At 37.1% G+C, this 20,022-nt stretch carries 38 protein-coding genes; 7 read left to right on the top strand and 31 right to left on the bottom strand.

Annotated elements, in window-relative coordinates:
• Positions 1 to 24: 24 nt before the first annotated feature.
• The 12 genes from DVW06_RS14025 to DVW06_RS17105 form a co-directional block, all read right to left on the bottom strand.
• The gene (locus tag DVW06_RS14025; RefSeq protein WP_137264788.1) at positions 25 to 1,440 is read right to left on the bottom strand and encodes a terminase; all 1,416 of its coding nucleotides are present in this window, start codon (positions 1,438 to 1,440) and stop codon (positions 25 to 27) included.
• 183 nt (positions 1,441 to 1,623) lie between these two features.
• The gene (locus DVW06_RS14020) at positions 1,624 to 1,809 is read right to left on the bottom strand and encodes a hypothetical protein (protein ID WP_137264787.1); all 186 of its coding nucleotides are present in this window, start codon (positions 1,807 to 1,809) and stop codon (positions 1,624 to 1,626) included.
• A 2-nt stretch (positions 1,810 to 1,811) separates the two neighbouring features.
• A complete protein-coding gene (locus DVW06_RS14015; RefSeq protein ID WP_137264786.1) occupies positions 1,812 to 2,576 on the bottom strand; it encodes a hypothetical protein in 765 nt (254 codons plus the stop codon).
• Positions 2,569 to 3,816, bottom strand: a complete 1,248-nt coding sequence (locus DVW06_RS14010) for a phage portal protein (protein ID WP_137264785.1) — start codon at positions 3,814 to 3,816, stop codon at positions 2,569 to 2,571. Before DVW06_RS14010 ends, DVW06_RS14015 begins: the two co-directional genes overlap by 8 nt.
• A 148-nt stretch (positions 3,817 to 3,964) precedes the next feature.
• On the bottom strand, positions 3,965 to 4,297 hold the full coding sequence (locus DVW06_RS14005; RefSeq protein ID WP_131731849.1) for an HNH endonuclease: 333 nt from the start codon (positions 4,295 to 4,297) through the stop codon (positions 3,965 to 3,967).
• Positions 4,281 to 4,493 carry a hypothetical protein gene (locus tag DVW06_RS14000; protein WP_137264784.1) on the bottom strand — a complete coding sequence of 71 codons (213 nt, stop codon included), beginning with the start codon at positions 4,491 to 4,493 and terminating at the stop codon, positions 4,281 to 4,283. The genes DVW06_RS14005 and DVW06_RS14000 overlap by 17 nt, the downstream gene beginning before the upstream one ends.
• Positions 4,494 to 4,705: 212 nt before the next feature.
• On the bottom strand, positions 4,706 to 5,194 hold the full coding sequence (locus tag DVW06_RS13995; RefSeq protein WP_137264783.1) for a hypothetical protein: 489 nt from the start codon (positions 5,192 to 5,194) through the stop codon (positions 4,706 to 4,708).
• Between the two features lie 158 nt (positions 5,195 to 5,352).
• Positions 5,353 to 5,613: a hypothetical protein gene (locus DVW06_RS13990; protein WP_137264782.1), complete on the bottom strand. Its 261-nt coding sequence runs from the start codon at positions 5,611 to 5,613 to the stop codon at positions 5,353 to 5,355.
• A gap of 3 nt (positions 5,614 to 5,616) precedes the next feature.
• Positions 5,617 to 6,114 (bottom strand): hypothetical protein, encoded by a 498-nt coding sequence (locus DVW06_RS13985; RefSeq protein WP_137264781.1) that lies wholly within the window; start codon positions 6,112 to 6,114, stop codon positions 5,617 to 5,619.
• 4 nt (positions 6,115 to 6,118) lie between these two features.
• Positions 6,119 to 6,379, bottom strand: coding sequence for a hypothetical protein (locus DVW06_RS13980; protein WP_137264780.1), 261 nt, complete (start codon positions 6,377 to 6,379; stop codon positions 6,119 to 6,121).
• Between the two features lie 3 nt (positions 6,380 to 6,382).
• Entirely contained in the window at positions 6,383 to 6,571 is a 189-nt protein-coding gene (locus DVW06_RS13975; RefSeq protein WP_137264779.1) for a hypothetical protein, read from the bottom strand.
• Positions 6,561 to 6,734, bottom strand: coding sequence for a hypothetical protein (locus DVW06_RS17105; RefSeq protein WP_155853339.1), 174 nt, complete (start codon positions 6,732 to 6,734; stop codon positions 6,561 to 6,563). The genes DVW06_RS13975 and DVW06_RS17105 overlap by 11 nt, the downstream gene beginning before the upstream one ends.
• A gap of 118 nt (positions 6,735 to 6,852) precedes the next feature.
• On the opposite strand from DVW06_RS17105, the gene DVW06_RS13970 reads away from it, so the two are divergent.
• Positions 6,853 to 7,365: a hypothetical protein gene (locus DVW06_RS13970; protein ID WP_137264778.1), complete on the top strand. Its 513-nt coding sequence runs from the start codon at positions 6,853 to 6,855 to the stop codon at positions 7,363 to 7,365.
• Positions 7,366 to 7,416: 51 nt separating this feature from the next.
• Here the strand turns inward: DVW06_RS13970 and DVW06_RS13965 are convergent, their stop codons facing one another.
• Positions 7,417 to 7,659 carry a hypothetical protein gene (locus DVW06_RS13965; protein ID WP_081131761.1) on the bottom strand — a complete coding sequence of 81 codons (243 nt, stop codon included), beginning with the start codon at positions 7,657 to 7,659 and terminating at the stop codon, positions 7,417 to 7,419.
• A 143-nt stretch (positions 7,660 to 7,802) separates the two neighbouring features.
• Here DVW06_RS13965 and DVW06_RS13960 point away from each other — a divergent pair, with 143 nt between their 5' ends.
• Together DVW06_RS13960 and DVW06_RS13955 are read left to right on the top strand one after the other, a co-directional pair.
• Entirely contained in the window at positions 7,803 to 8,207 is a 405-nt protein-coding gene (locus tag DVW06_RS13960; protein WP_134874622.1) for a hypothetical protein, read from the top strand.
• A 2-nt stretch (positions 8,208 to 8,209) separates the two neighbouring features.
• Positions 8,210 to 8,629 carry a hypothetical protein gene (locus DVW06_RS13955; protein WP_021149562.1) on the top strand — a complete coding sequence of 140 codons (420 nt, stop codon included), beginning with the start codon at positions 8,210 to 8,212 and terminating at the stop codon, positions 8,627 to 8,629.
• 385 nt (positions 8,630 to 9,014) lie between these two features.
• Here DVW06_RS13955 and DVW06_RS13945 read toward each other — a convergent pair whose 3' ends face one another.
• The 15 genes from DVW06_RS13945 to DVW06_RS13885 all read right to left on the bottom strand — a co-directional run bounded on the left by DVW06_RS13945 (position 9,015) and on the right by DVW06_RS13885 (position 13,889).
• On the bottom strand, positions 9,015 to 9,230 hold the full coding sequence (locus DVW06_RS13945; protein ID WP_137264777.1) for a hypothetical protein: 216 nt from the start codon (positions 9,228 to 9,230) through the stop codon (positions 9,015 to 9,017).
• A gap of 38 nt (positions 9,231 to 9,268) precedes the next feature.
• Complete coding sequence (locus DVW06_RS13940) at positions 9,269 to 9,571, bottom strand: MazG-like family protein (protein WP_137264776.1); 303 nt, start codon at positions 9,569 to 9,571, stop codon at positions 9,269 to 9,271.
• A gap of 103 nt (positions 9,572 to 9,674) precedes the next feature.
• On the bottom strand, positions 9,675 to 9,827 hold the full coding sequence (locus tag DVW06_RS17100) for a hypothetical protein (protein ID WP_155853337.1): 153 nt from the start codon (positions 9,825 to 9,827) through the stop codon (positions 9,675 to 9,677).
• 31 nt (positions 9,828 to 9,858) lie between these two features.
• Positions 9,859 to 10,053 (bottom strand): hypothetical protein, encoded by a 195-nt coding sequence (locus DVW06_RS13935; RefSeq protein WP_137264775.1) that lies wholly within the window; start codon positions 10,051 to 10,053, stop codon positions 9,859 to 9,861.
• Positions 10,040 to 10,312 carry a hypothetical protein gene (locus DVW06_RS13930; protein ID WP_137264774.1) on the bottom strand — a complete coding sequence of 91 codons (273 nt, stop codon included), beginning with the start codon at positions 10,310 to 10,312 and terminating at the stop codon, positions 10,040 to 10,042. Before DVW06_RS13930 ends, DVW06_RS13935 begins: the two co-directional genes overlap by 14 nt.
• 3 nt (positions 10,313 to 10,315) lie before the next feature.
• Positions 10,316 to 10,816, bottom strand: coding sequence for a Holliday junction resolvase RecU (locus tag DVW06_RS13925; RefSeq protein ID WP_137264773.1), 501 nt, complete (start codon positions 10,814 to 10,816; stop codon positions 10,316 to 10,318).
• A complete protein-coding gene (locus DVW06_RS13920) occupies positions 10,791 to 11,177 on the bottom strand; it encodes a hypothetical protein (protein WP_137264772.1) in 387 nt (128 codons plus the stop codon). The genes DVW06_RS13925 and DVW06_RS13920 overlap by 26 nt, the downstream gene beginning before the upstream one ends.
• Positions 11,178 to 11,196: 19 nt before the next feature.
• The gene (locus DVW06_RS13915; RefSeq protein ID WP_165483308.1) at positions 11,197 to 12,021 is read right to left on the bottom strand and encodes a rolling circle replication-associated protein; all 825 of its coding nucleotides are present in this window, start codon (positions 12,019 to 12,021) and stop codon (positions 11,197 to 11,199) included.
• A gap of 153 nt (positions 12,022 to 12,174) precedes the next feature.
• On the bottom strand, positions 12,175 to 12,417 hold the full coding sequence (locus DVW06_RS13910; RefSeq protein ID WP_231130302.1) for a hypothetical protein: 243 nt from the start codon (positions 12,415 to 12,417) through the stop codon (positions 12,175 to 12,177).
• 10 nt (positions 12,418 to 12,427) lie between these two features.
• The gene (locus DVW06_RS13905; RefSeq protein WP_137264771.1) at positions 12,428 to 12,721 is read right to left on the bottom strand and encodes a hypothetical protein; all 294 of its coding nucleotides are present in this window, start codon (positions 12,719 to 12,721) and stop codon (positions 12,428 to 12,430) included.
• The gene (locus DVW06_RS13900; protein ID WP_137264770.1) at positions 12,714 to 12,968 is read right to left on the bottom strand and encodes a hypothetical protein; all 255 of its coding nucleotides are present in this window, start codon (positions 12,966 to 12,968) and stop codon (positions 12,714 to 12,716) included. Before DVW06_RS13900 ends, DVW06_RS13905 begins: the two co-directional genes overlap by 8 nt.
• A gap of 4 nt (positions 12,969 to 12,972) precedes the next feature.
• Positions 12,973 to 13,110 (bottom strand): hypothetical protein, encoded by a 138-nt coding sequence (locus DVW06_RS17245; protein ID WP_174784185.1) that lies wholly within the window; start codon positions 13,108 to 13,110, stop codon positions 12,973 to 12,975.
• A 13-nt stretch (positions 13,111 to 13,123) separates the two neighbouring features.
• Complete coding sequence (locus DVW06_RS13895) at positions 13,124 to 13,309, bottom strand: hypothetical protein (RefSeq protein ID WP_137264769.1); 186 nt, start codon at positions 13,307 to 13,309, stop codon at positions 13,124 to 13,126.
• A gap of 32 nt (positions 13,310 to 13,341) precedes the next feature.
• Positions 13,342 to 13,620, bottom strand: a complete 279-nt coding sequence (locus DVW06_RS13890) for a helix-turn-helix domain-containing protein (RefSeq protein ID WP_131731870.1) — start codon at positions 13,618 to 13,620, stop codon at positions 13,342 to 13,344.
• A 5-nt stretch (positions 13,621 to 13,625) separates the two neighbouring features.
• On the bottom strand, positions 13,626 to 13,889 hold the full coding sequence (locus tag DVW06_RS13885) for a helix-turn-helix domain-containing protein (protein ID WP_131731871.1): 264 nt from the start codon (positions 13,887 to 13,889) through the stop codon (positions 13,626 to 13,628).
• A 138-nt stretch (positions 13,890 to 14,027) separates the two neighbouring features.
• On the opposite strand from DVW06_RS13885, the gene DVW06_RS13880 reads away from it, so the two are divergent.
• The 4 genes from DVW06_RS13880 to DVW06_RS13865 all read left to right on the top strand — a co-directional run bounded on the left by DVW06_RS13880 (position 14,028) and on the right by DVW06_RS13865 (position 16,967).
• On the top strand, positions 14,028 to 14,477 hold the full coding sequence (locus DVW06_RS13880; RefSeq protein ID WP_137264768.1) for a helix-turn-helix domain-containing protein: 450 nt from the start codon (positions 14,028 to 14,030) through the stop codon (positions 14,475 to 14,477).
• A 26-nt stretch (positions 14,478 to 14,503) separates the two neighbouring features.
• Positions 14,504 to 14,980 carry an ImmA/IrrE family metallo-endopeptidase gene (locus DVW06_RS13875; RefSeq protein WP_137264767.1) on the top strand — a complete coding sequence of 159 codons (477 nt, stop codon included), beginning with the start codon at positions 14,504 to 14,506 and terminating at the stop codon, positions 14,978 to 14,980.
• 96 nt (positions 14,981 to 15,076) lie between these two features.
• Entirely contained in the window at positions 15,077 to 15,667 is a 591-nt protein-coding gene (locus tag DVW06_RS13870; protein ID WP_137264766.1) for a DUF5067 domain-containing protein, read from the top strand.
• Between the two features lie 148 nt (positions 15,668 to 15,815).
• Positions 15,816 to 16,967 (top strand): tyrosine-type recombinase/integrase, encoded by a 1,152-nt coding sequence (locus DVW06_RS13865; protein WP_137264765.1) that lies wholly within the window; start codon positions 15,816 to 15,818, stop codon positions 16,965 to 16,967.
• Between the two features lie 111 nt (positions 16,968 to 17,078).
• Here DVW06_RS13865 and DVW06_RS13860 read toward each other — a convergent pair whose 3' ends face one another.
• The 3 genes from DVW06_RS13860 to DVW06_RS13850 all read right to left on the bottom strand — a co-directional run bounded on the left by DVW06_RS13860 (position 17,079) and on the right by DVW06_RS13850 (position 19,999).
• Positions 17,079 to 17,342 carry a type B 50S ribosomal protein L31 gene (locus DVW06_RS13860; protein WP_005228304.1) on the bottom strand — a complete coding sequence of 88 codons (264 nt, stop codon included), beginning with the start codon at positions 17,340 to 17,342 and terminating at the stop codon, positions 17,079 to 17,081.
• A gap of 99 nt (positions 17,343 to 17,441) precedes the next feature.
• Positions 17,442 to 18,737 carry a transcription termination factor Rho gene (rho, locus tag DVW06_RS13855; RefSeq protein ID WP_003127377.1) on the bottom strand — a complete coding sequence of 432 codons (1,296 nt, stop codon included), beginning with the start codon at positions 18,735 to 18,737 and terminating at the stop codon, positions 17,442 to 17,444.
• A gap of 2 nt (positions 18,738 to 18,739) precedes the next feature.
• Entirely contained in the window at positions 18,740 to 19,999 is a 1,260-nt protein-coding gene (locus DVW06_RS13850) for a UDP-N-acetylglucosamine 1-carboxyvinyltransferase (RefSeq protein WP_003127375.1), read from the bottom strand.
• Positions 20,000 to 20,022: the final 23 nt, after the last annotated feature.

Raw genomic sequence — 20,022 nt, 5'->3', positions numbered from 1 at the left:
AAAAAACGACCTTTTGAAAGTCGTTTAATACCTAATTTGTTGTTTTTTCTTAGGCTTATCATTGCTACAAGCCCAATGCGCTAATAACGCACTATCCATTAAACTGATATCCATATCATCAAACTGTGATTTATAACCAAACCCTCCGCTTGTGCCAATATTTCGCTTGTCACAATTAGTTACTACAGTAGTAAGTGACGGTTGCCCAGCATGACATAAGCTTTTTTGATAGATACCTTGCTCCCACAACGCATTAGCATTTATGATTTCGGAAACTTTCGGCAAAATAGGCTCTTTCAATTTAAAATCTTTCATTTCATTTGCCAAGATACTCTGACCACTTTGACCATCAATCACAACTTTTTCAATACTGGCACTCTTCAAGAATTTAATGATCCATTGATTGCTATTTCGCACAGATTGACAGTCTATTGTTTCAACAAATATTTTTCCAGACAATGTTTTAACAGCAATACTCATCGCAACGTTTGCGCCATCATTACCATATTTGATACCGACGTACAGCGGTCCTTTCAAAATAGGAAGGACTTTAACTTGTAACAGATTCCACTCGCTCTCTGAAATAGCCGATTTCTGATTGTACTTCGGCCAGTAACCCAAACGTTGTACATTGTGATCAAGTTTATCTTCACCAAGCTCCGCTTCAATTTTACGTTCGTTTAAATGATAGCCCATTGATGGATTTGAATTGTACCAAGCTTCGACATCGTTGATATCTTTCTCATCTTCAACAGACCATTCAGCCCATCCAGAATACTTCGATTTACCTGCAAGAGTGTTATCTCGATAATGAGAGAATACTGTTCCGCTTGAAACTGGTGTTGGAGGTGTTCCACACATTATTGTCATCGGATTTTTACTATCTGTAACAGTGTATTTCAAAGCCGATTCTTGCTCAGTCGTGTATTCTTGAGCTTCATCAATAACTAAAACGTCAAATCCTTCACCTAAACCACCGCTTGATGTACGAGTCCGAAATTGAATGACCCCACCTGTTGCATATAATTCAAGTCGTTCTTGTCCTTTTGCTTTGATCGAGTTGAAATCTTCCCCCTCAATATAGCCACTATCTTCAAGATATTTTTTCATCTTTTCAAAAGAAGAATGTGAAGTACTAATTCTATGCGCCGTGTGTAATATACTCAAACCTTCTTCAAGCGCGTCTAGTTCGATAATATAGACAATTTCCGTCTTACCGTTTCTTCGAGGAATTGAAAAACCAAATTTTTGATGGACCCATAGACATTCGTCATCGGTTGCCATCATCGGCTTCAGCAAATTTTTTTGCCACTCGTAACATTCACGACCAGTTCTTTCATAGCGTTCAATTGCAGTTTGATAACGTGATTCAGTATATGGTAATATTACCGATTGAGTAGGAGTCTGATTACCAAGTCGTTTTTTAACTGTAGCAGTCATGAGTATCCTCCTTCAATCTGAAAATGCATGATAACCCTATCGCTGGAAGTTAATTAGATTACAATTTCACGTTTAAACAAGCAGAAACACTTTCCAAAAATATTGATTTGTATCCAAGCAACTGCTTTCCTACTTCCATTTTCATCTTTATACTTCGTGATATAGTGATGCATGTTTCCCCTCCTATTTCTCTAATGCAAACCCAGAAATATTTACCTGATTAAACACAGCGCTTCTTTTTACTTGTGTCGAAACTCCAAAATATTCGAATTTCAATTCGCTATCATTGTTTTCGAGATTTGTAACCTTTTCAAACTTCAGTGTTTCGCCTCTTAACAACCAAATAATTAATGTTCTTTCTTTCTGCATTTTTACTTTTCCTTTCTCATATTCAACATTTTTCGTGTCCTGATTTTTTCTTGTTTCTTGCTGCTATCTGTCCAAGTTTTGGACCATATACCCTGTTTACGTCCATCGCCAGGTTTATAATCAACTGTACACCGACATCTTTCATGCCTTTGATAGACTTCTTTTGGTGCTTCATAGTATCCGTAAGTCCCTGCCAATCGGCTACACCATTCGCAAGCATGACCTGAAACTCTACGAGTAATTTTTGGTTGCAGGCCTGCTTTTGCGTGAAACTCCGCATTTGCTTTGATTCCATCATCTACAATACTTTGACTAAAATTTATAATTGGATCATCTAAAAGCCATTTGATTGATTCAAAATCTTCTTCGCTCGAAATTCGATTGACTATCCCGTCAATACGATCTTGATTAAATTCTGGTATTTGCCCTTTTAGTCTTAAGTTTGCAGTACGATTTAATTCTGTTTGTACATCTACGATAAAATTAGAAATCAAATCATAATTTTTTTTCATTGTTGGATTTAAGATTCTATCAGCAATGTTAAAGTACATTTTTCCATCTGGAAGAACTTCGGCAGTAATTTTGGTCCTTAACACATCAGATAAAATTTCACCTATCTCTATTGCAAAATTGTTCACATCCAAATAACTAGCTTTTTTATTCTGCAGTAATAGTAAAGCTTTTTTTAATCTTTTACTGTTATAAGTTCGCTTATCAAATTCATTTTGAATTTCTTCGAGTAAAGCTGGCACAATATCGTTATCCATTTGTTTCAGCTCCTTTAATACCCGTTAGGTCCCTCATAACTTCACTGTTAACATACCCAGGCATTGCTTGATTTAACTTAATAGCTCCGTCTCCAATCAATGATAGAGCACTTGCATCCGCTTCGAATAATGGTTCCCATTTTGGTATAGTTTTATTAAATTGGTGACGGTAATAAGGATAATCATCTCGTAAACATGCAGCAGTATATGCTACATTCAATAAGCCAGATCCAAGTGATCGCTGGGCTTTTCGTCCTGCCAGTCTTAAATTTTCATGACTTGCTTTAATTGCTTCTACGCTTGAGGGGTTATCTGATGTAAACCCTAGATCATCCATGGTTAGTCCCATTTCTCCAGCAAAACCGGCAGCCGCTGTTTTCAGTTGTTCCGTGAAGGGCGTCATGCTTGATGTAGTGAATTGTCCGAGTGTTGGTTTTTCACCGCCCTCACCTTTTGTAAATTCAAGCATCGCTGAAACAGTTGCTTTCCAGCTATCGAGTGGTTCAGAATCAGGGTCGGTGCCAACCACATATTTTTGTGGAAATGAATAAAATTCAGCGGTCACGTCAGCTCGTTCAAGTGTTCGTTTTGCATAGCGCTGATAATACATGCCAGATCTAGTAATACGAGAACGTCCAAACGGTCGTACTGGATCAGGTCGATGAATAATAGGCACCAACAATGGATGTGGAAAGTTGTGTGCATGGCGATCATTTTTCTCGTCAAACTCTTTACCTTTATAATAATAATCGGTAATTCCAGGACTAAAATAGGCTTCAATAATTGGTCTGTTGTACTTATCTCTTTCAAGAACTGCATACCCTTCTGTTAACAAACCAGTAATTGGATCAATGACACCTGTCGCATTGCTAGCTTCGATAACTTGTAAACGCGGCATGTCATCCTCCCCTTTTGAGACATACACAAAGGCGCAAGATGCAATCAAAGACGAAAGCACTGCACTATCAAAAAAAACATCTGGATTATTAGCTTGAAAAATTTCATTCACTTCAAAATCGTCATGAGCGAATTCACGAAAGACTAGCCGATCAGCCAGTGCGTCCACGCCTTTTGAACACCATCCCAATACAGATTTGTACTTTGCTCTAATTGCTGGTGGAATTGTTATTCCAATAGGTGGGTCATAATATTTCATTGCATATTGCTTATAACGCATATCCACACGATTTTTGTGCGTGTTTAACTTATTTCGCAAGTATCCTATGCCTTGTAAATCCATTTCATCACTCCTTTCAAATGTCGCGCGAGAAAAAATGTACAGTGACGGCGTGAAGTCCGCCCGCAAGGACGGCAGGGGAGGTACGCCCCCTATAATTTCTCGTGTGACGCTTTTGATTTTCTCTTTAATGTTATTTCTCGTTTATGGCTTAACCCTTGTAAGAAAGCCAATCAATGCTTTGTGGAAGATTTCTATTTCCAATTACTTTTGGCTCTTCTTGTTTAGCATTAAACATTTTGTCAGACTTTTGCCTGTTGCAAGTCCAATGGGCTAACTGCAGGTTCTCAATCGCTGACGGATGCCCTCCCTTCGACACTGGAATGAGATGATCAATCACTGGACTCATTGGATCAGGCGCCTTGAGCTTCTTATTGACGGGCTTGCCACAGATACCACAGACATTCTCTGTCTTAAGTATTCTCTTTCTGTTCTTTTCAAAGGCTACCCGATGTGGTCCTTGTTTATCAGCTCTTAGTGCCATTACTATAAACTCTCCTTCTTACTGAGTAAGGGGGAGGGGCAAAATATAACCGCAACACTTCATTGCTAACTTTGAATTTAATGCCATCGGGGTTACGCAAAACAGAATACTTTCCTTTCCTCTTTAATACTTCAAGCTGCATATTCTTTTCACAGTAGATGACACCATCAAGAATTAAATCAGCCAACGCAATCATATTCATCCTCCTTTCTATCTGATTCCATAATAAAAAGACAGCACTAGCGAATTTTGAAAAGAGGGATCACCTCCATCAAATTAATGTGCTGCCTTTTATTTTGCTAAAGAAGAAAGTGCGATAAGGAGATTTCCTCCTTTCGTTTATTGAAATATTGTGAGCAGTCCAATGAACGTATGTCCGTTTCTTCTACGCTATTAATATAATCCATACTAATCAAGTTTAAAACTAGAATTAGTAGTGCAACTTTTGTGCAACTTTTCTCTTTGATCTTGTAAAGATATTTTCATCTTCAATTTACTTTTATTTACAAGAAACTCATCTACGAAATCAATAGCCTTTCTTGACTCAGTGTGTTTCTTTTGTATATAAGACGTGCTGTAGTTCAGATTTTCAGCAATTTTTTCAAGTGTCATGCCTTCAACATATTTTAAATACATAATTTGATTATCTAATCCTTTAAATGACTTTATCAAAAGAGTCATCTCATTTAACTGTTCTTCTAATCGATTGATTTCCTTTTCAATTATTTGTATATTCTCTTCCAAAGAAGCTGCTCTAGAATTCTTTTCAAGGCGGACGTTTGCTAAATCGCCACTGACCCACCGTTCCAATTCCAACTTACTTTTGTTAAGATTCCATTTCATGAAGAGAATCTGCTCTTCCAATTCTTGATAGTTTTTAAGCCATTGAAACCTCACAAACGCCACTCCTTTTATGGTAAAATAATCTTGCGTCGGTCACTTTCCAAAAAGGAAGTGGCTTATTTATTTGCCTTCTCTCTCGTCCATCTTCTTTCCTACAACGACTGCAGCAATCATTAATAAGACGAATCCTGTGAACCCTAACACTGCAACTGTCATAACATATCTCCATATAGTTTAGCTTTAATTTTCTTTAACTGTTTCTTCTTGATTCTGGAGTTCTTTGTCCTACGGTATATTGCGAAATATTTCTTTATTTCTGGGTCATTTGAAACTTTCACTAGCAGTGTCCAATCAATTTGCTTGAACACTTTAGACACAACAGATGCAACTTCTGCGAACAACTCGCCTATCCCTTGAAAGAAGAGGTCTATTCCGTCACTCATTTTTTCAATGCTTGATCTTTTTAATTCCATCTGTCACCCTCCTAACCTAAATGAACTGTTTAATGAACTGTTTACAGAATTTCGGACCTGGCTTGTGATGCTGCTTGGAATTTTGATTTTCATTCCAGGTTCTTTAAAAAATTGAGCTGGAATGCTTACCGAAATTAGCATTCCTTTACTCAACTGCCTTCCGGTTATATATGATCTTGCAACCTTATACAATTCACCTTCAGGAACAAAGTTAAATTTATAAATTTCAAAAAAGCGGTCATTACTCATTTGAAAGAAATCGAGGGCCAACTTAAATTTTGGGTGACCTTTAAATGTGCCATATTTTTTTATTAAATATGCGCCACGATCATCATCCGCTTTGATTTTATCTTTCTGGTAGTCATTCATAATTTGAGCAGCTCTTGGTCCTGAAACATTTTCAGTAGCCATAATCCATATTTTTTCTAAACAAGTTTTCATGACTTCTTCGTTATTTGAGTTTTTACCATGAAATGCAATTTGGGCTATTTCTGTTAACATTTCTTTATCCTCCGAATTCCTTGAAAATAATTACAGCTCCTTTAATATGTTCAACAGCATCAAGATTCCCTTTAACATAATGGAATCGATGGCTTCCCGGCTCTTGTTTTTCTAACCAATTTCCAGTATAGAGTTCGATTTCTTCTAAGTATTCAATTGTTTCTTCAAATCCATCTGACAGTCCTTTTTTATAGGCATATAATCCGAATCGATAAACTAGATACCCGCAAACTATAAGTAGTATTAAAGTCGATACAATCTCCATCTTTCACCCTCCTGCTTCCATCACATCCCGTGCTAACGGATCATTCTTGATAATTTCATACTTCCTTTGCACTTCTTGTAACTGCTGTTCTAACTGCTCAATTTGCTGTTGTTGACCCACAATTGTATAGGATAACCAACTTAGACCGAGTATGGTTAGCAGTATTATGATGACAGAATGGCTAGTTTTCATCGGCTTGCTCCTGTTCTACCCAACCCCAGTCAACATAATTAAAAATTGCTTGCTTTGCTTCTTTCTCAATAACTTCATTTGTAGCATCATCTTCCACTTCAATTGTTGCATAGATGTCGTTACCTCCATCTGCGTTTAACCAAACATCTATTCTTCTGCTCACTATAAGGCCTCCATTCATTAATCGCTGACGATTGCTGACTTGCACGTTTATATAAAACTACTATTCTTCTTCCTTTAATATGGTAATATAAAAGTATTATTTAGATGAGGTGATCCTGATGAACTTTTTTTACTCTGATACGTATCAAATCTTTCTTAACTCAATTACGGCTATAGGTACGATAGGATCTGTTTTTTTCGCACTCTATTTTTCATTAAAGGAGCTAAGAGAAAGAAAATTACTCTTATTAAGAGATCAAGCATCTAAAATATATGCTTCAAGTAGATCTGCTGAAGATGGTCTTCTTGTGACATTGCATAATGAATCTAACCTACCTATACACAATGTTTTTATCATTTCAGTTTTAAACCAATCAGGTCCTTCTCTTGAAGAACAACTTGGAACTTATAATGATATAAAGTTTTTGGAATTATGTTACCCGACGGAATCCAAGATTCTGATGAAAGACCGCGGTCATTCAATGGGTGGTAAACATGACGTCGTTTTAATATTTTTTACAGACGCTCGGGGTATTGAATGGTCATTAGACAACAAATTTAAACTCAGAGAAGTAAAAAACTATGAAAAAGAAATCATCAATTCTAATCTCGAATTTTATCCACCCTATTAAGGACCTACATAAACGTGGGTTCTTTTTCCATTATTTCGTCGGATAGCTGAATTACATATCATACTCACTAAGTACTCGTTCCCAGTTGATCCAATCAATTAAGCCCCAGGCTTTCGCCTGCACTTCATAACGATATTTTTTGTCATATAAATATTCCAATCTACTTTGAGCTATCTTTGTCAGCTCTGGAATGTCCAATCCCAACTCTTTTGCCTTAATTAGCTCACTAGAAATTTCGTTAATCTCGGCTTTATGTGACTGGATAATGTCCATAATGTTTTCTTTGTTAAGCACTGCTATACCCTCCTTCAGTTGGTTATTTTGGTGGATAACATATTTAGTACCGTTAATAGTTAGTGCTTTTTTTGTTTAATTTGATATAATTTTTGTGAACATAATATAATTTGTATCTAATTAATTTTATCAAGGAGACAACTATGAATTTAAAAGATATTTGGAATTCAATCATTTTCTTCTCACAACAAGTAGACTCCTTAGTTTCCTTATTCTCTTTAATAGTTTCCGTATTGACTTTGATTATGTCTTTTAGAATAAAGTCAAAAATTGAATCTGCTAAAGATGAAGAATACTTGCGCTCCAGGCGAAATCAAATTATTGGTGAAATGGATGGATTTGAAAAGTTCATCAATTCTACTTCATTTGACAAGAACATTGGTTCACAGTTACGAGAATTTTTGATTACCATAGAAGAAACTTACCCTTTTTTAAAAAAGAGAAAGCGGAAGACACTCAAAAATTTGTCTCAAGGGATTAAAGAAAATAACTGGGAACTGACAAGACGACATTTTATTAACTTAAAAACTTATATTGAGAGGTTATAAAAATGAAAAATTCACAAATCATTCAAAAACTTATTGAAGGAACACTTGACCACATCTATGTTTGGCAACCATATAAAAACAATACCTTTAAATTCAAAGCTAAAAGTCTAGAATTAACACAACATTTTAATGCAAAAACTTCATTCATATTAAGTACAAAACAAGGGGTTTTCTTGTTGGCTTCATACAGGGCCATGTCATTCCCAGATGAAATAATTGAAGAAATAGCACTTTATTTTTATCCTAATCAGAAACTAGATCAAAACGAACATATCTCATCTAACTCCTCGAGTTTATTTTCACTCAGAAAAATAATTGAATTAACTTTAGAAAATGTTACGCCAATTATCCTTAACGATGAATCCTTTCCAAACGAAGACAAAAAACATAGTGAACAACTAAATGACTTTTTTAAAGAATAGTTTAATGGCTATTCTTTTTTTTGCTATTCAACTTAATCGTTCTATTTATTTTAAATAAGTTAATTATCAATCCTATCAAGCAAAAAAATGTAATCAAATTTATATACACTTCCATCCCCCAATTCTGTCATCAATTGCGTGAATTACTGACTCCCAAATCTGACTTTTTCAAAGTGATCTAAATAATAAGAATCTCCATCTATGTCAACATAATCGGATAGTATATCCTCATCATCCACATCAACTTTACCTTCATAGCCACCGTTATTCCATTTCTCGTAAGCTTCTTCAATAGTTTCCGCTTCGATATCTATAGATACTTGCTACTTTCTCTCCCAGCTGATATTAAATGTTTTCATCTAATCCTCCATTTCCGCTATTTCTGTCACTTACCTCTTTCTCGAACTATACCCATATCGATTATTTTTTTGAACGTATTCCATTCTTCGAAAGTCATTTCGATGTCGTGCTGCTTTATAGCATTGCTATCCCAAACTGTGAATAATATGGTTTCTGTTCCCACTGTCGCATCTAGTTCATGCGTGTCATTAACATATTCACAAATAACTTTTAACTCTCTGATTTCTGCTGATAATGACATCCTTCCACCTCATTCCGTTATCTCTTCCGATTGTGGAATTATTTCAGATCACTGGACTTAACGAAAACACCGTTGACCATCTTTCCGGTCCGACCTTTGATTTCTTCATATGCTAAATTCAAGCACTCGTATAAATCCATGTCGTTTTGCAAAGCTAAAATAATCAAAGTCACTACAACATCTCCGATGCCGTCACGTAGTGCATCTTGGTCACTTCTAGCTAATGCAGCTGCAACTTCACCAGTTTCTTCTACAACTTTCAGCATTTGTTTACTAGATTCCGCTTCATCCAATCCTTTGTTCCTAGCCCATTGCTCAACTGATTTTATTAACTCATCCATGTTTATTCCTCCAAATTTTAGTTTTACACATATCCACAAAGTTATACACAATATATCGTGGGAACTAATTTTCGCCCACAATATATTGATACATCAATTTCAACTACTGACTAACAGTAATTTTGGTTATTTTGAACACGCCTTGTGCAACCATCGCTTGTTTTTCGACTTCTGATCTACTGTAGCCATGCAAATACATCACCGCATTGCGACCTTTCCAATCCACATAGTCAATCTTGTACATTTGAACTTTCACTAGATCACCTTCTCTTTTTAGTATCGATGCCTTAAATCTTTCGAATCATTTTTTTGTTTTCAATGACTGTCCGTCCCAGATAGTAATCGATCAAGTGATCATCCCACGTTTCAGTAGACACGATTCTTACAATGCATGACTTGGATAGTCTTTTTTCGATTATCGCGACAAATTGTGATTGCCAAGGTTCTCTTCCGCAACATAGCCAAGTTTCATTTTTCTGCATGACTGTATTCACCACTAAACGAATCCAAAACGTAACTGTACGGGACAAATTTTTTATCTCCTAGCAGCAAGTAATACTTTCCAGATTTTGAAATAAGAAACGTTTTTCTCTCTGCCTGCTCATTATCAAAGCAAGTTCCTAAATATTGCTCAGAGTTTTTGCTATTGACAACAAAACGTTCAAGCTGCCAGTCTCGAACTTCACAGAACATTTCAAAGCCTATTCGAGCTGTTCTAAAATCATCAATCGGATTTGACATGGCTTACCACCTACTTTTGTTCAGAAAATCAATGAAACCAGGAGTCGGAACCTGATATTCCTTTAGTTCTTCCTCCAACAAGTATTGACGACCATACTTTTCTTTCATGTTTTGCCAATCGCTCCAAGGAACAAAACCAACAGTTTTTTTGATCATGCAGCAAACACCAGTCATCGCTCCAAACTCGCTGTGTATGTCTAAACAAATTGCTTGGTGTTCTGTGATCACTCTTTTATTGATTCTGTCCTTTGTAGTCATCTTTGCTTCAAAAACAATCGCTTGCCCGTTTATAAGAGTACCTTTGTAATCGGGTTGGGCTTTACCAATCGGGAAAACTGTCATACTGCCATCGCTATTAATTTTTTTTACTCGAAAAGGTTCTGGTGTTTTCTCGATCATCGCAATACCTTTGTTTTTGTAATACAAGCATGCTTGGTCAATCAAATTTTCAAATAATCTTCCTTGGTCATTGCTTTGTCTATTTCTCCAATTTGTGGAATACATCGCTTCGACCTTCTTTCTTTACTTGATCAATTAAATTCCTCAAAAAGCTATCTCGATCATTTTCTCCGTATTGCCGGATAGAACGGTCATAAATACGCTTATATTTTTCTTTGTCTGCTAAAGAGCTATATCTTTCACTTGTAGCCATCCCAAAAAAGAAAGCCCCATCTAATCTATCTATTTCTAATCTAGTAGCAAACTTTATACATCTATCATCAGAAAACAATTCTGAACGTTTCGCGCTCGCTAAAAATTGCCCTCTTGTTTCCGGATTAATATTGATCATCAACATCATTTCTTGCATCATAAAAATTCTGTCAGTGTTGTCATAACAAGCCACTAAATAATTCTTTGTTTTCAAAAGTCCTTTCCTCCCTTTACTATCCATCATCGTTTCTGAATAGCTCTACTTTGAAATACCATCCACGATCTTCATCATAGATTTTTAAAATGTCACCCAGAATGCGATACCCTGGAAACCTTTTTAGAATTTCTTCTGCTCCATCATCGTTGGCCAAACCTAATTTATTCAGTTTTCTAAACGACCAATAATTATCATTTGTAGTTTCGGCTGGTTCTTTTAGATTGCGACTCTTTGACCATCGCTTTTGACCTTTCTTCCACTGGCGGTTTTCCCACTTTTCTTGACCAGTTAAGTAATTGACTAATCCTTGCATGCCATCAGAATCATATTGAATAGTTTGAACTTGCCTTCTTCCTAAAGGTTGTTTCTTCTTCCCTCGTCCTTTAGACCATATTTGCTCAATATCATCCCTTGATGGTCCGTGATTCAAAACGATATGATGGTGGATTCGAGTGATATATCCTACTTCCTCATCATATTGATAAGAAGTGAACCACATATATTTGAGCTCATAACCTTCTTTTGCGTATAAGCGCTTCAATTTCTTTAATGTATTATCTTGATCGCGTTTTGCATCAGCTGGTTTTTCTGGTAGAAATTGATTGGAGTAAGTAAAGGTTGCATAGTAATCACGTTCCCCAAAGTTTGCATATAGAAACAATGCAGCTTTCCTCTTGCTTTGTGCTTGATTCCATCTTGCTTGAGATAGACCAGTTACTTTCTTTCTGCGCCCTCTTGGCTCCTTACACTTTCTTTCTTGTTCAAATGTTCTGCTATATAGCCGAATTTCTTTGTATGGACCAGCTTCTACTCTCCGCTCTCTAACAAACGATTTCCTCATGACACACCTCAGCTATTTCTCTTTGTCCGTTAAGTTAGTATCTATTACAAGGACGATAAAACGCCTAAATATCAGCGTTTTTTTGCAAAAAATATCTGAGAATGGTATAATCATCTTGTCAGAGATATTGTTATACCAAACTCAGGGTCGCCTTTATGGCGGCTTTTTTATTTGTTCTGAAAACTGAAATAATACTTTTTCTTCGATAGGCTTACCCAGATGAACTACATGATGATACAAGGTTCTTCCTCTAAGTTGAAAAAGCTCCACCTTGCCTTGAGCAGTCTTAGCCTCTATCGTATACACTCGACCTTCTTCTCTTTTCATGAGTCTTGCACGCAAAACTACTGCTGGAAGCTTTTCTAAAAAGGCAATTGCTTTTGATAGCATGTTCATCCCCTGCCCTTCATTCGTCCTCAAAGAGATTGATTTGACCAGAATTATTCACATCAATTGGATAAACCACTGGATCTAACTCGCGTTTAGGTAATCCATGATTTGACTCGCCACTAATCGTTATTCCTCGATGATCGCTAGTAATCTGAATTGCCAGTTTTAACGAAATTGTACGTTTTGCTTCCATGTCTTTTTGTGTATCTTGTAAATCAGCAGTGATTGTTTTAACTTCTGCATCAAGTAAACTTGAAACTTTAGCCATCAATTTATCTGCCAACGTCAACGCTAATTTATCGTTATGCATAGTGAATACCTCCTTTACTAATCAAATCAGGTAGCAGTTTAGGTAAAGCAACTTGAAGTTTTTCAAATTGTTCATCAGAAACAATGAAGTACATCACAATGGATGGGATTTCATCGCTATCAAATGAACGGTCCTCTACTTCGCAAGTCGATTCAAATTTATTCCAGATAATCGATTTGATTTTTTGTACATATGGTTTCACATACATTCTGTTTGTTGTAAAAACAATCTCTCTTTCTTTGAACATCTCTCTATCCTCCAATCATTAGTAAAAACACAATAAACAGCAGAACACCGTTCAGAATCAAACTTGCATATCCAATTGCTTGTAATTGCCTTGCTTTATAAAGCGGGTCACTGTGAAGCGCTGCTAGCCATTTTTTGTTCATATACTCACCTCTTTCACAATTGGCGATTTATTCTATTTCGATAAAGCAATTCTTGGTACTGTTTTAGCTCCTTACTTGTGATCTCATGTTGTCGATCACTTAGTATGTCTTTTTTATCGTGAAGAAGCTGTTGGAGATCTTTCACTTTTTCTTTCACTAAACTGTTGATCAATAATTCTTGATTAAGCGAATACTTCATTGATTCCTCCTGTTTCTACATGCTGGCGGGCATTAAATTTTCTTGGAGTTTAAGAATCTTTTGATATCTTCCCGATCGAACCTTGTTTCTTTGCCAAATGGGATTTGAGGCAATCCCTCAATAATCCATTCATTCAATCGTTCTTCACCAATTCTAAGAATCTGCCGAACTTGCTTTCTCGTTGGATATGGTGGAAGTTCGTTGGCTTTGATTGATTCATTAACGTTTTGCATGACTTTAGCAGCAATTACAGCTGCTAAGTCATCTCCAAAACTTTCTGGTATTTCGATAGGTGCTGAAATTATTGGCATATAATTCAACCCGCTTTCTCTTTTTTAAGATTCCGGAAAGTATAACTTAAAGTTGACCTATTCCCAAAAAAAATATGGTCATCTGGTATACCATATATTTTTGATAACTTCTTCGCTAAGCTTATAGGCACATCTGTAGCATCCTTTTCATATTCAGCAAGCCTTTGTCTTGTAATTAATATTCCAAATTTGTCCTTTAAAATAGATACAACTTCGTCTTGTTTCAAATCTGAGTTTACTCTTGCAGCTTTCAATGTGATTTGTAACATGAAGCTCACCTCCTTGCCACCATGATAATCTAACTTAAAGTTATAGTCAAGAGGAAATAATAACTTTCGTATAACTTAATGTTGATTTATATAACTTAATGTTATAAAATATCGTTATAGAAATCAGGAGGAATCATTATGGAAGAGAATATAATAGGAAAGCAGATAAGTTTCTTAAGGAACAAATACAAAATGACACAAGAAGATTTAGCGACAAGAATTGGAGTTAGCAAGCAAACTGTTTCAAACTGGGAAACAGGTTTAAAAACTCCCAGGATGGGTGCTATACAAAATTTATCTGATCTTTTCCATGTCTCAAAAAGCTTCATCATAGAAGGTAATGAAGAAACTGATTCTCCTGAAGAAATAATGAATGTGTACTCACAATTGGATTCAAAAAGAAAACAGGAAGTGATCAATTTCGCAACATTTAAACTTTTTGAGCAAAAAAGGGAAGAAGAGAACGGGATATACACAATCGCCGCTCATTCTGAAAATCCTGAAAGAAAAGTTTCTCAGAAAGAGTTAGATAGTATTAATGATTTTCTAGATGAACTAGATAATAAATTCGATAATAAATTTAAATAAATCTTTTTAGGATAGTAGGGTTGGGCATGGATGACTATGAGATTTTAATAGAAAGAATTTCACAAGAAATACCCGTGATTGAGGGGGCTGTTGAATCAGGAACAGGATTTACAGCTCTGTATAGAAACGGGAGGATTTATTTAGAGAAAAATATTACTAACCGGAAGAAAAAAGTTGTATTGGCTGAGGAATACGGACATTATAAAAGAACCGTAGGAAACATTCTTGATTATAAAGCTTCTGGTGCATGGAAAGAGGAGTGGAAGGCTAGAAGATATGGTATTGAGATGCTCATTACCTTAGATGACTTGTTAAGTTGCGCTCTAAATGGTTGCAATAATAAATACGAATGTAGTGAATACCTAAATGTCACCGCAGAATTTTTAGAGGATGCTCTTTTACATTATTATAATAAATACGGAACAAAGCACTATCATCGCAATTACATTTTTACTTTTGACAGCGAATCTATTTTCGTTGAACCCATGAAAATATTTTGCTAAAAAAATAAAGCTCTTAGAAGCTCCAACTTCTAAAAGCCCTTACCTCATTTCTGAGACAGTACAAATATATTATATCAAAGAATCGAGGAATAAGAAATGGCAAAAAGAGTTAGAGGCGAAGATGGTAAAATGTATAAGGTGAACAAACCCTTTTACAAAAAGGTATGGTTCTGGATTTTAGTGGTTATTATAGTTGCTGCTGTTGGCGGATCACTTGGCGGCAATAAAGATAATCAATCTGCAAATGGCGGAGAGAAAGTTTCTTCTTCAAAATCTAAAAAAGACGAGCAAACATCTGAATCCTCCACTGTCAAAGAAGATAAATTCTACTCAGTTGGGGACACAGTAAAAGTTGGCGATGTTGAATATACGTTAACTAATGTTGAATTGACTGATGAAAGAAATCAATTTGATGATTCTAATCCTGCTGCGGTTGTTAAGATTAGCTACACTATTAAAAACAACAGCGATTCCGATATTCCTGTTGGTGCTGATTTAGAAGTGTATGGTCCAGATGATAAGAAAGCTGAATCTTATCCAAACGATAACACAATGGATTCTGTTGCTTCTGGCAAACAAATGGATTGTGTACAGCATTTTAGCTTGAACAGTACCGGCGATATCGAAATTCACTTTGCTCCACTAATCTCACTCGAAAAAGCTGCAATCTTTAAAGCAACTATCTAACAAAAAAAGCATCCCTCTCCCCGACCAAAGTTTGAGTGGATGCATACGCAAATAATAAGCTTATTTGTCATGCTTATTATACCAAATTGAAAGGAGTGATGCCACTCGTTCGACATGCTGGCGGGCAAGAAAGGACGATAATATATTTATGGCGAAAATAAAGAAATATAAAAAGAAGAATGGTGAAATTGCCTATAAATTTCATGTTTACCTTGGTAAAGACCCATTAACTGGTAAAGAAATAAAAACTAATCGTAGTGGTTTTAAAACAAGACAAGCGGCAAATCTTGCTTTATCTCGATTGCTTCTAAAATCAAAAAGCGCTGATTTTATTTTTGATAGTAACCTTCACTTTGAAAAAGTAGCAGAAATGTGGTTAGAACAGTATAAGAATACTGTGAAAGCAAGTACACTTACTGCTCAAAAAGTTGCTCTAAAGAAGCATATCATACCTCATTTCGGAAAAATTCCGATCAACAAGATAACTATCCCTTATTGTCAGGCTAAAGTAAATCATTGGTTCAGCTATTACAAAAAGTTCAATAATTTGATTATGATTACTTCTCAAATCTTTCAGTATGCTATTAGTGTACGCTTGCTTACTAATAACCCAATGAATGGTGTAATTCGTCCAAAAAGACAAATGGGTATTGATCAAGAGGATTACGCAGCGCCCTACTACAGCCAAAAACAATTGATTATTTTTCTAGATAAAGCAAAAGAACAGTTGCCTTTTTCTGAATTCCTGATGTTTAGAATTCTAGCATTTACCGGACTTAGGAAAGGTGAGCTACATGCATTACGTTGGAAAGATATAAGCTTTGGTCAAGGAACCTTATCTGTTAAACAGACGGTTGCTACTTCTGATGGTTGGAAATTAATTTTTCAAACCCCTAAGACCAGAAAAAGTGTCAGAGAGTTATCTTTGGATGATGAGACACTCAAACTTCTGAAACGTTGGAAATTACAGCAAAAAGAGCTCTTCTTCAAACTAGGGATAAAACATGATAGTGAAGAACAATTACTTTTTACCTCAGAAGAAAACAAAGTTTTATATCTAGATTTTTTAAATCATCGACTAACAAAAATTCTTAAAGATAATAATTTAGAGCATATGACAGTTCATGGATTTCGTCACACTCATTGCAGTCTCCTACTTGAATCTGGTGTACCTATCAAAGAAGTTCAAGAGCGAATGGGTCATACAGATATAAAAACAACAATGAATGTGTATGCTCATGTAACTGATAAAAAGCGGGAAGAGACTGGTAATCGCTTTGCACAATTCATGACGAATTAAGTTTAAATAATATCGCAACAAGAAACGCAACATGCACAAAAAAAGAGATGCCCCCGACTAAGGAAAACATCTCTAAATCGTTGATAAACCAACGTTCTAACCTTGTTAGAATTATTCCGCAGCGTTCGCGTCTTTGAGACCGTATTTTTTGTTGAAACGGTCCACACGTCCATCTGCTTGTGTGAATTTTTGACGTCCAGTGTAGAATGGATGTGAATCAGATGTTACTTCGACACGGATCAATGGATACGTGTTGCCATCTTCCCACTCAACAGTTTCTTGTGAATTCTTTGTTGAACCTGATAAGAATTTGAAACCAGTAGTTGAGTCCATGAATACAACTGGATGATAATCTGGATGGATATCTTGTTTCATTTCTTCTTCTCTCCTTTGCCCTGGTCCATTTGCTGTACCAGAGTTGATTTGTCGATTTTACAACATGACTATCTTACCATGTTTCGTTTTTCGATGCAATTATCTTTTTAGATTTCTTTTTGGCCGTTTATCGCCAAAATGTACGTCATGAAAAGCAGACAAGAAATCCGCATTGGTTTTTGTTTTTCTTAAAAACTGTAGGAATTGTTCCGTGAATTCTAATGAGTCACCAGTCATATTATTGCGCAAGCGCCAAGTCTCTTCTAATTGTTCGCTGCTCATCAAGAGCTCTTCTTTTCTGGTACCGGATTTCTTGATATCGATGGCTGGGAAAATACGACGCTCGGCTAAACTGCGAGAGAGCTGCAGTTCCATGTTTCCGGTTCCTTTGAACTCTTCGTAGATAACATCATCCATTCGGCTGCCGGTATCAACTAACGCAGTGGCTAAAATCGTCAGACTGCCACCTTCTTCGATATTCCGAGCAGCTCCGAAAAATTTCTTCGGTTTGTATAATGCGGCTGGATCGATCCCGCCACTCAATGTACGGCCGCTTGGTGGCACGACTAAGTTATAGGCACGCGCTAAACGCGTGATACTATCCATCAGTATCACAACATCACGCTTGTCTTCAACTAAACGCATGGCACGCTCCAAAACCAATTCAGAGACCCGAGTATGGTTGCTAGGCTGCAGATCAAAGGTCGAAGAAACAACATCTCCTTTGACACTTCGTTCCAAATCCGTCACTTCTTCCGGGCGTTCATCAATCAATAAGACGATCAACTCTACATCCGGGTGATTGTCAGTGATCCCGTTAGCGATTTCTTTTAATATACTAGTCTTCCCGGCTTTCGGCGGGGCAACGATCAATCCCCGTTGACCAAAGCCAACCGGCGCCAGCATGTCGATCATCCGTGTTGACAGACGACCAGGGGTAGTTTCCAATTTCAAATGACGATTCGGATAAAGCGGCGTCAATGCAGGGAAGTGCGGTCGTTCTTTTGCTTCTTCCGGATCTTTGCCATTCACAGATTCTACATGCATCAAACCATAATAACGTTCTGACTCTTTTGGCGGTCTCGCTTTCCCCGCTACTTTGTCGCCATTTCGCAAACTGAAGCGGCGAATCTGAGAAGAAGAAATATAGATATCTTCTGCACTGGGGCCATAATTGATTGGACGCAAAAAGCCATAACCTTCCTGTCCAACGATATCAAGGATACCTTCCATATAAAAGAAACCCTGTTTTTCTGCTTGGGCCCGAATAACAGCCAGTGATAATTCTTTTTTGTTCATTTGGCTGTAATAAGGAATTCGAAATTCTTTGGCAAACGTGTAGATTTCTTTTAGCGTTTTGTTCTCCAGTTCTGCCATTGTTAGATAGTCGCTCATAGTTACTCCTCTACCATTTGAATGTCAGCCCCTAAGGCTGTAAGTTTATCGATTATATGATCATATCCCCGTAAAATATATTCGACATTGAAGACTGTGGTGGTTCCCGTAGCCATCAGTCCAGCAATTACTAAACAAGCTCCTGCTCGCAAGTCTGATGCAACGACTTCTGCGCCATGAAGCTGGCTCGGTCCGTTGAGCAAGATCAAATTGCCTTCCGTTGTTGCTTGCGCACCCATCCGTGCAAGTTCTGGTATGTGATTGACACGTTTTGCATAGATTGTATCCAAAATTTCTGACGTGCCATTTGCTTTCAAAAGTAAGGGAGTGATCGGTTGTTGCAAGTCGGTAGCAAAACCAGGGTATGGGTATGTTTTTACATTGGCTGGCTTTAAATCTTTCGATGGATAAACATAGATTTCATCTTCACTGATATCCATGCGCACACCAATTTCTTCTAATTTAGCGATGTAGCTTTCAAGATGCTCATAAATGACATTTTTGATGGTGATTCCTTCACCGGCTGCTGCCGCCAAAGAAAGATAAGTGCCTGCTTCAATCCGATCGGGAATGATCGAATGGCGGCAACCGTGTAATTCTTGGACGCCTTCAATGCGGATCTCGTTGGTGCCTGCCCCACGGATCTTGGCTCCCATGTTGTTCAGCAAAGTTGCCACATCAATGATCTCAGGTTCGCGAGCGGCATTTTCGATGATCGTCTTGCCTTTAGCTTTGACAGCTGCCAACATGACATTGATCGTCGCTCCGATAGATACCATATCCAAGAAAATCCGTTCTCCGGCAAGCCCCGCTTCACTTGTACGCAAATACATCGCACCATGCTCATTCGTAACCGTAGCCCCTAACGCCTCGAATCCCTTGATATGCAGATCGATCGGACGAGGACCTAGGAAACAGCCGCCAGGTAAGCCCACGACTCCTTCACCGAACTTGCCTAACAATGCGCCCATGAAATAATAAGAAGCGCGTAAACTATTGATTTTGCCGCTTGGCATCGGAATCGAAACGATCTCGGTTGGATCGATCGTCAGTGTGTTTTCTTCAAAGTGCGTTTGAACACCCATAATTTCTAAAATTTCAATCAATGAGTGCACGTCTTGAATATCCGGCACCCCTTCTAATACGACAGGAGAATCAGCCAAAATCGCCGCAGGAATCAACGCTACTGCACTATTTTTTGCCCCGCTGATCGTCACTTCTCCTTTTAAGGGACGATTGCCTTGAATGACAATTTTTTTCATCTATATCCACCTATACTTTAGAG

This window comes from Enterococcus sp. ARL09-542 (assembly GCF_005234805.1).
In the GTDB taxonomy this organism is placed as follows: domain Bacteria; phylum Bacillota; class Bacilli; order Lactobacillales; family Enterococcaceae; genus Enterococcus_D; species Enterococcus_D gallinarum.
The sequence above is the reverse complement of the archived record's forward strand: the minus strand, read 5'-3'. Positions and strand labels throughout refer to the sequence as shown.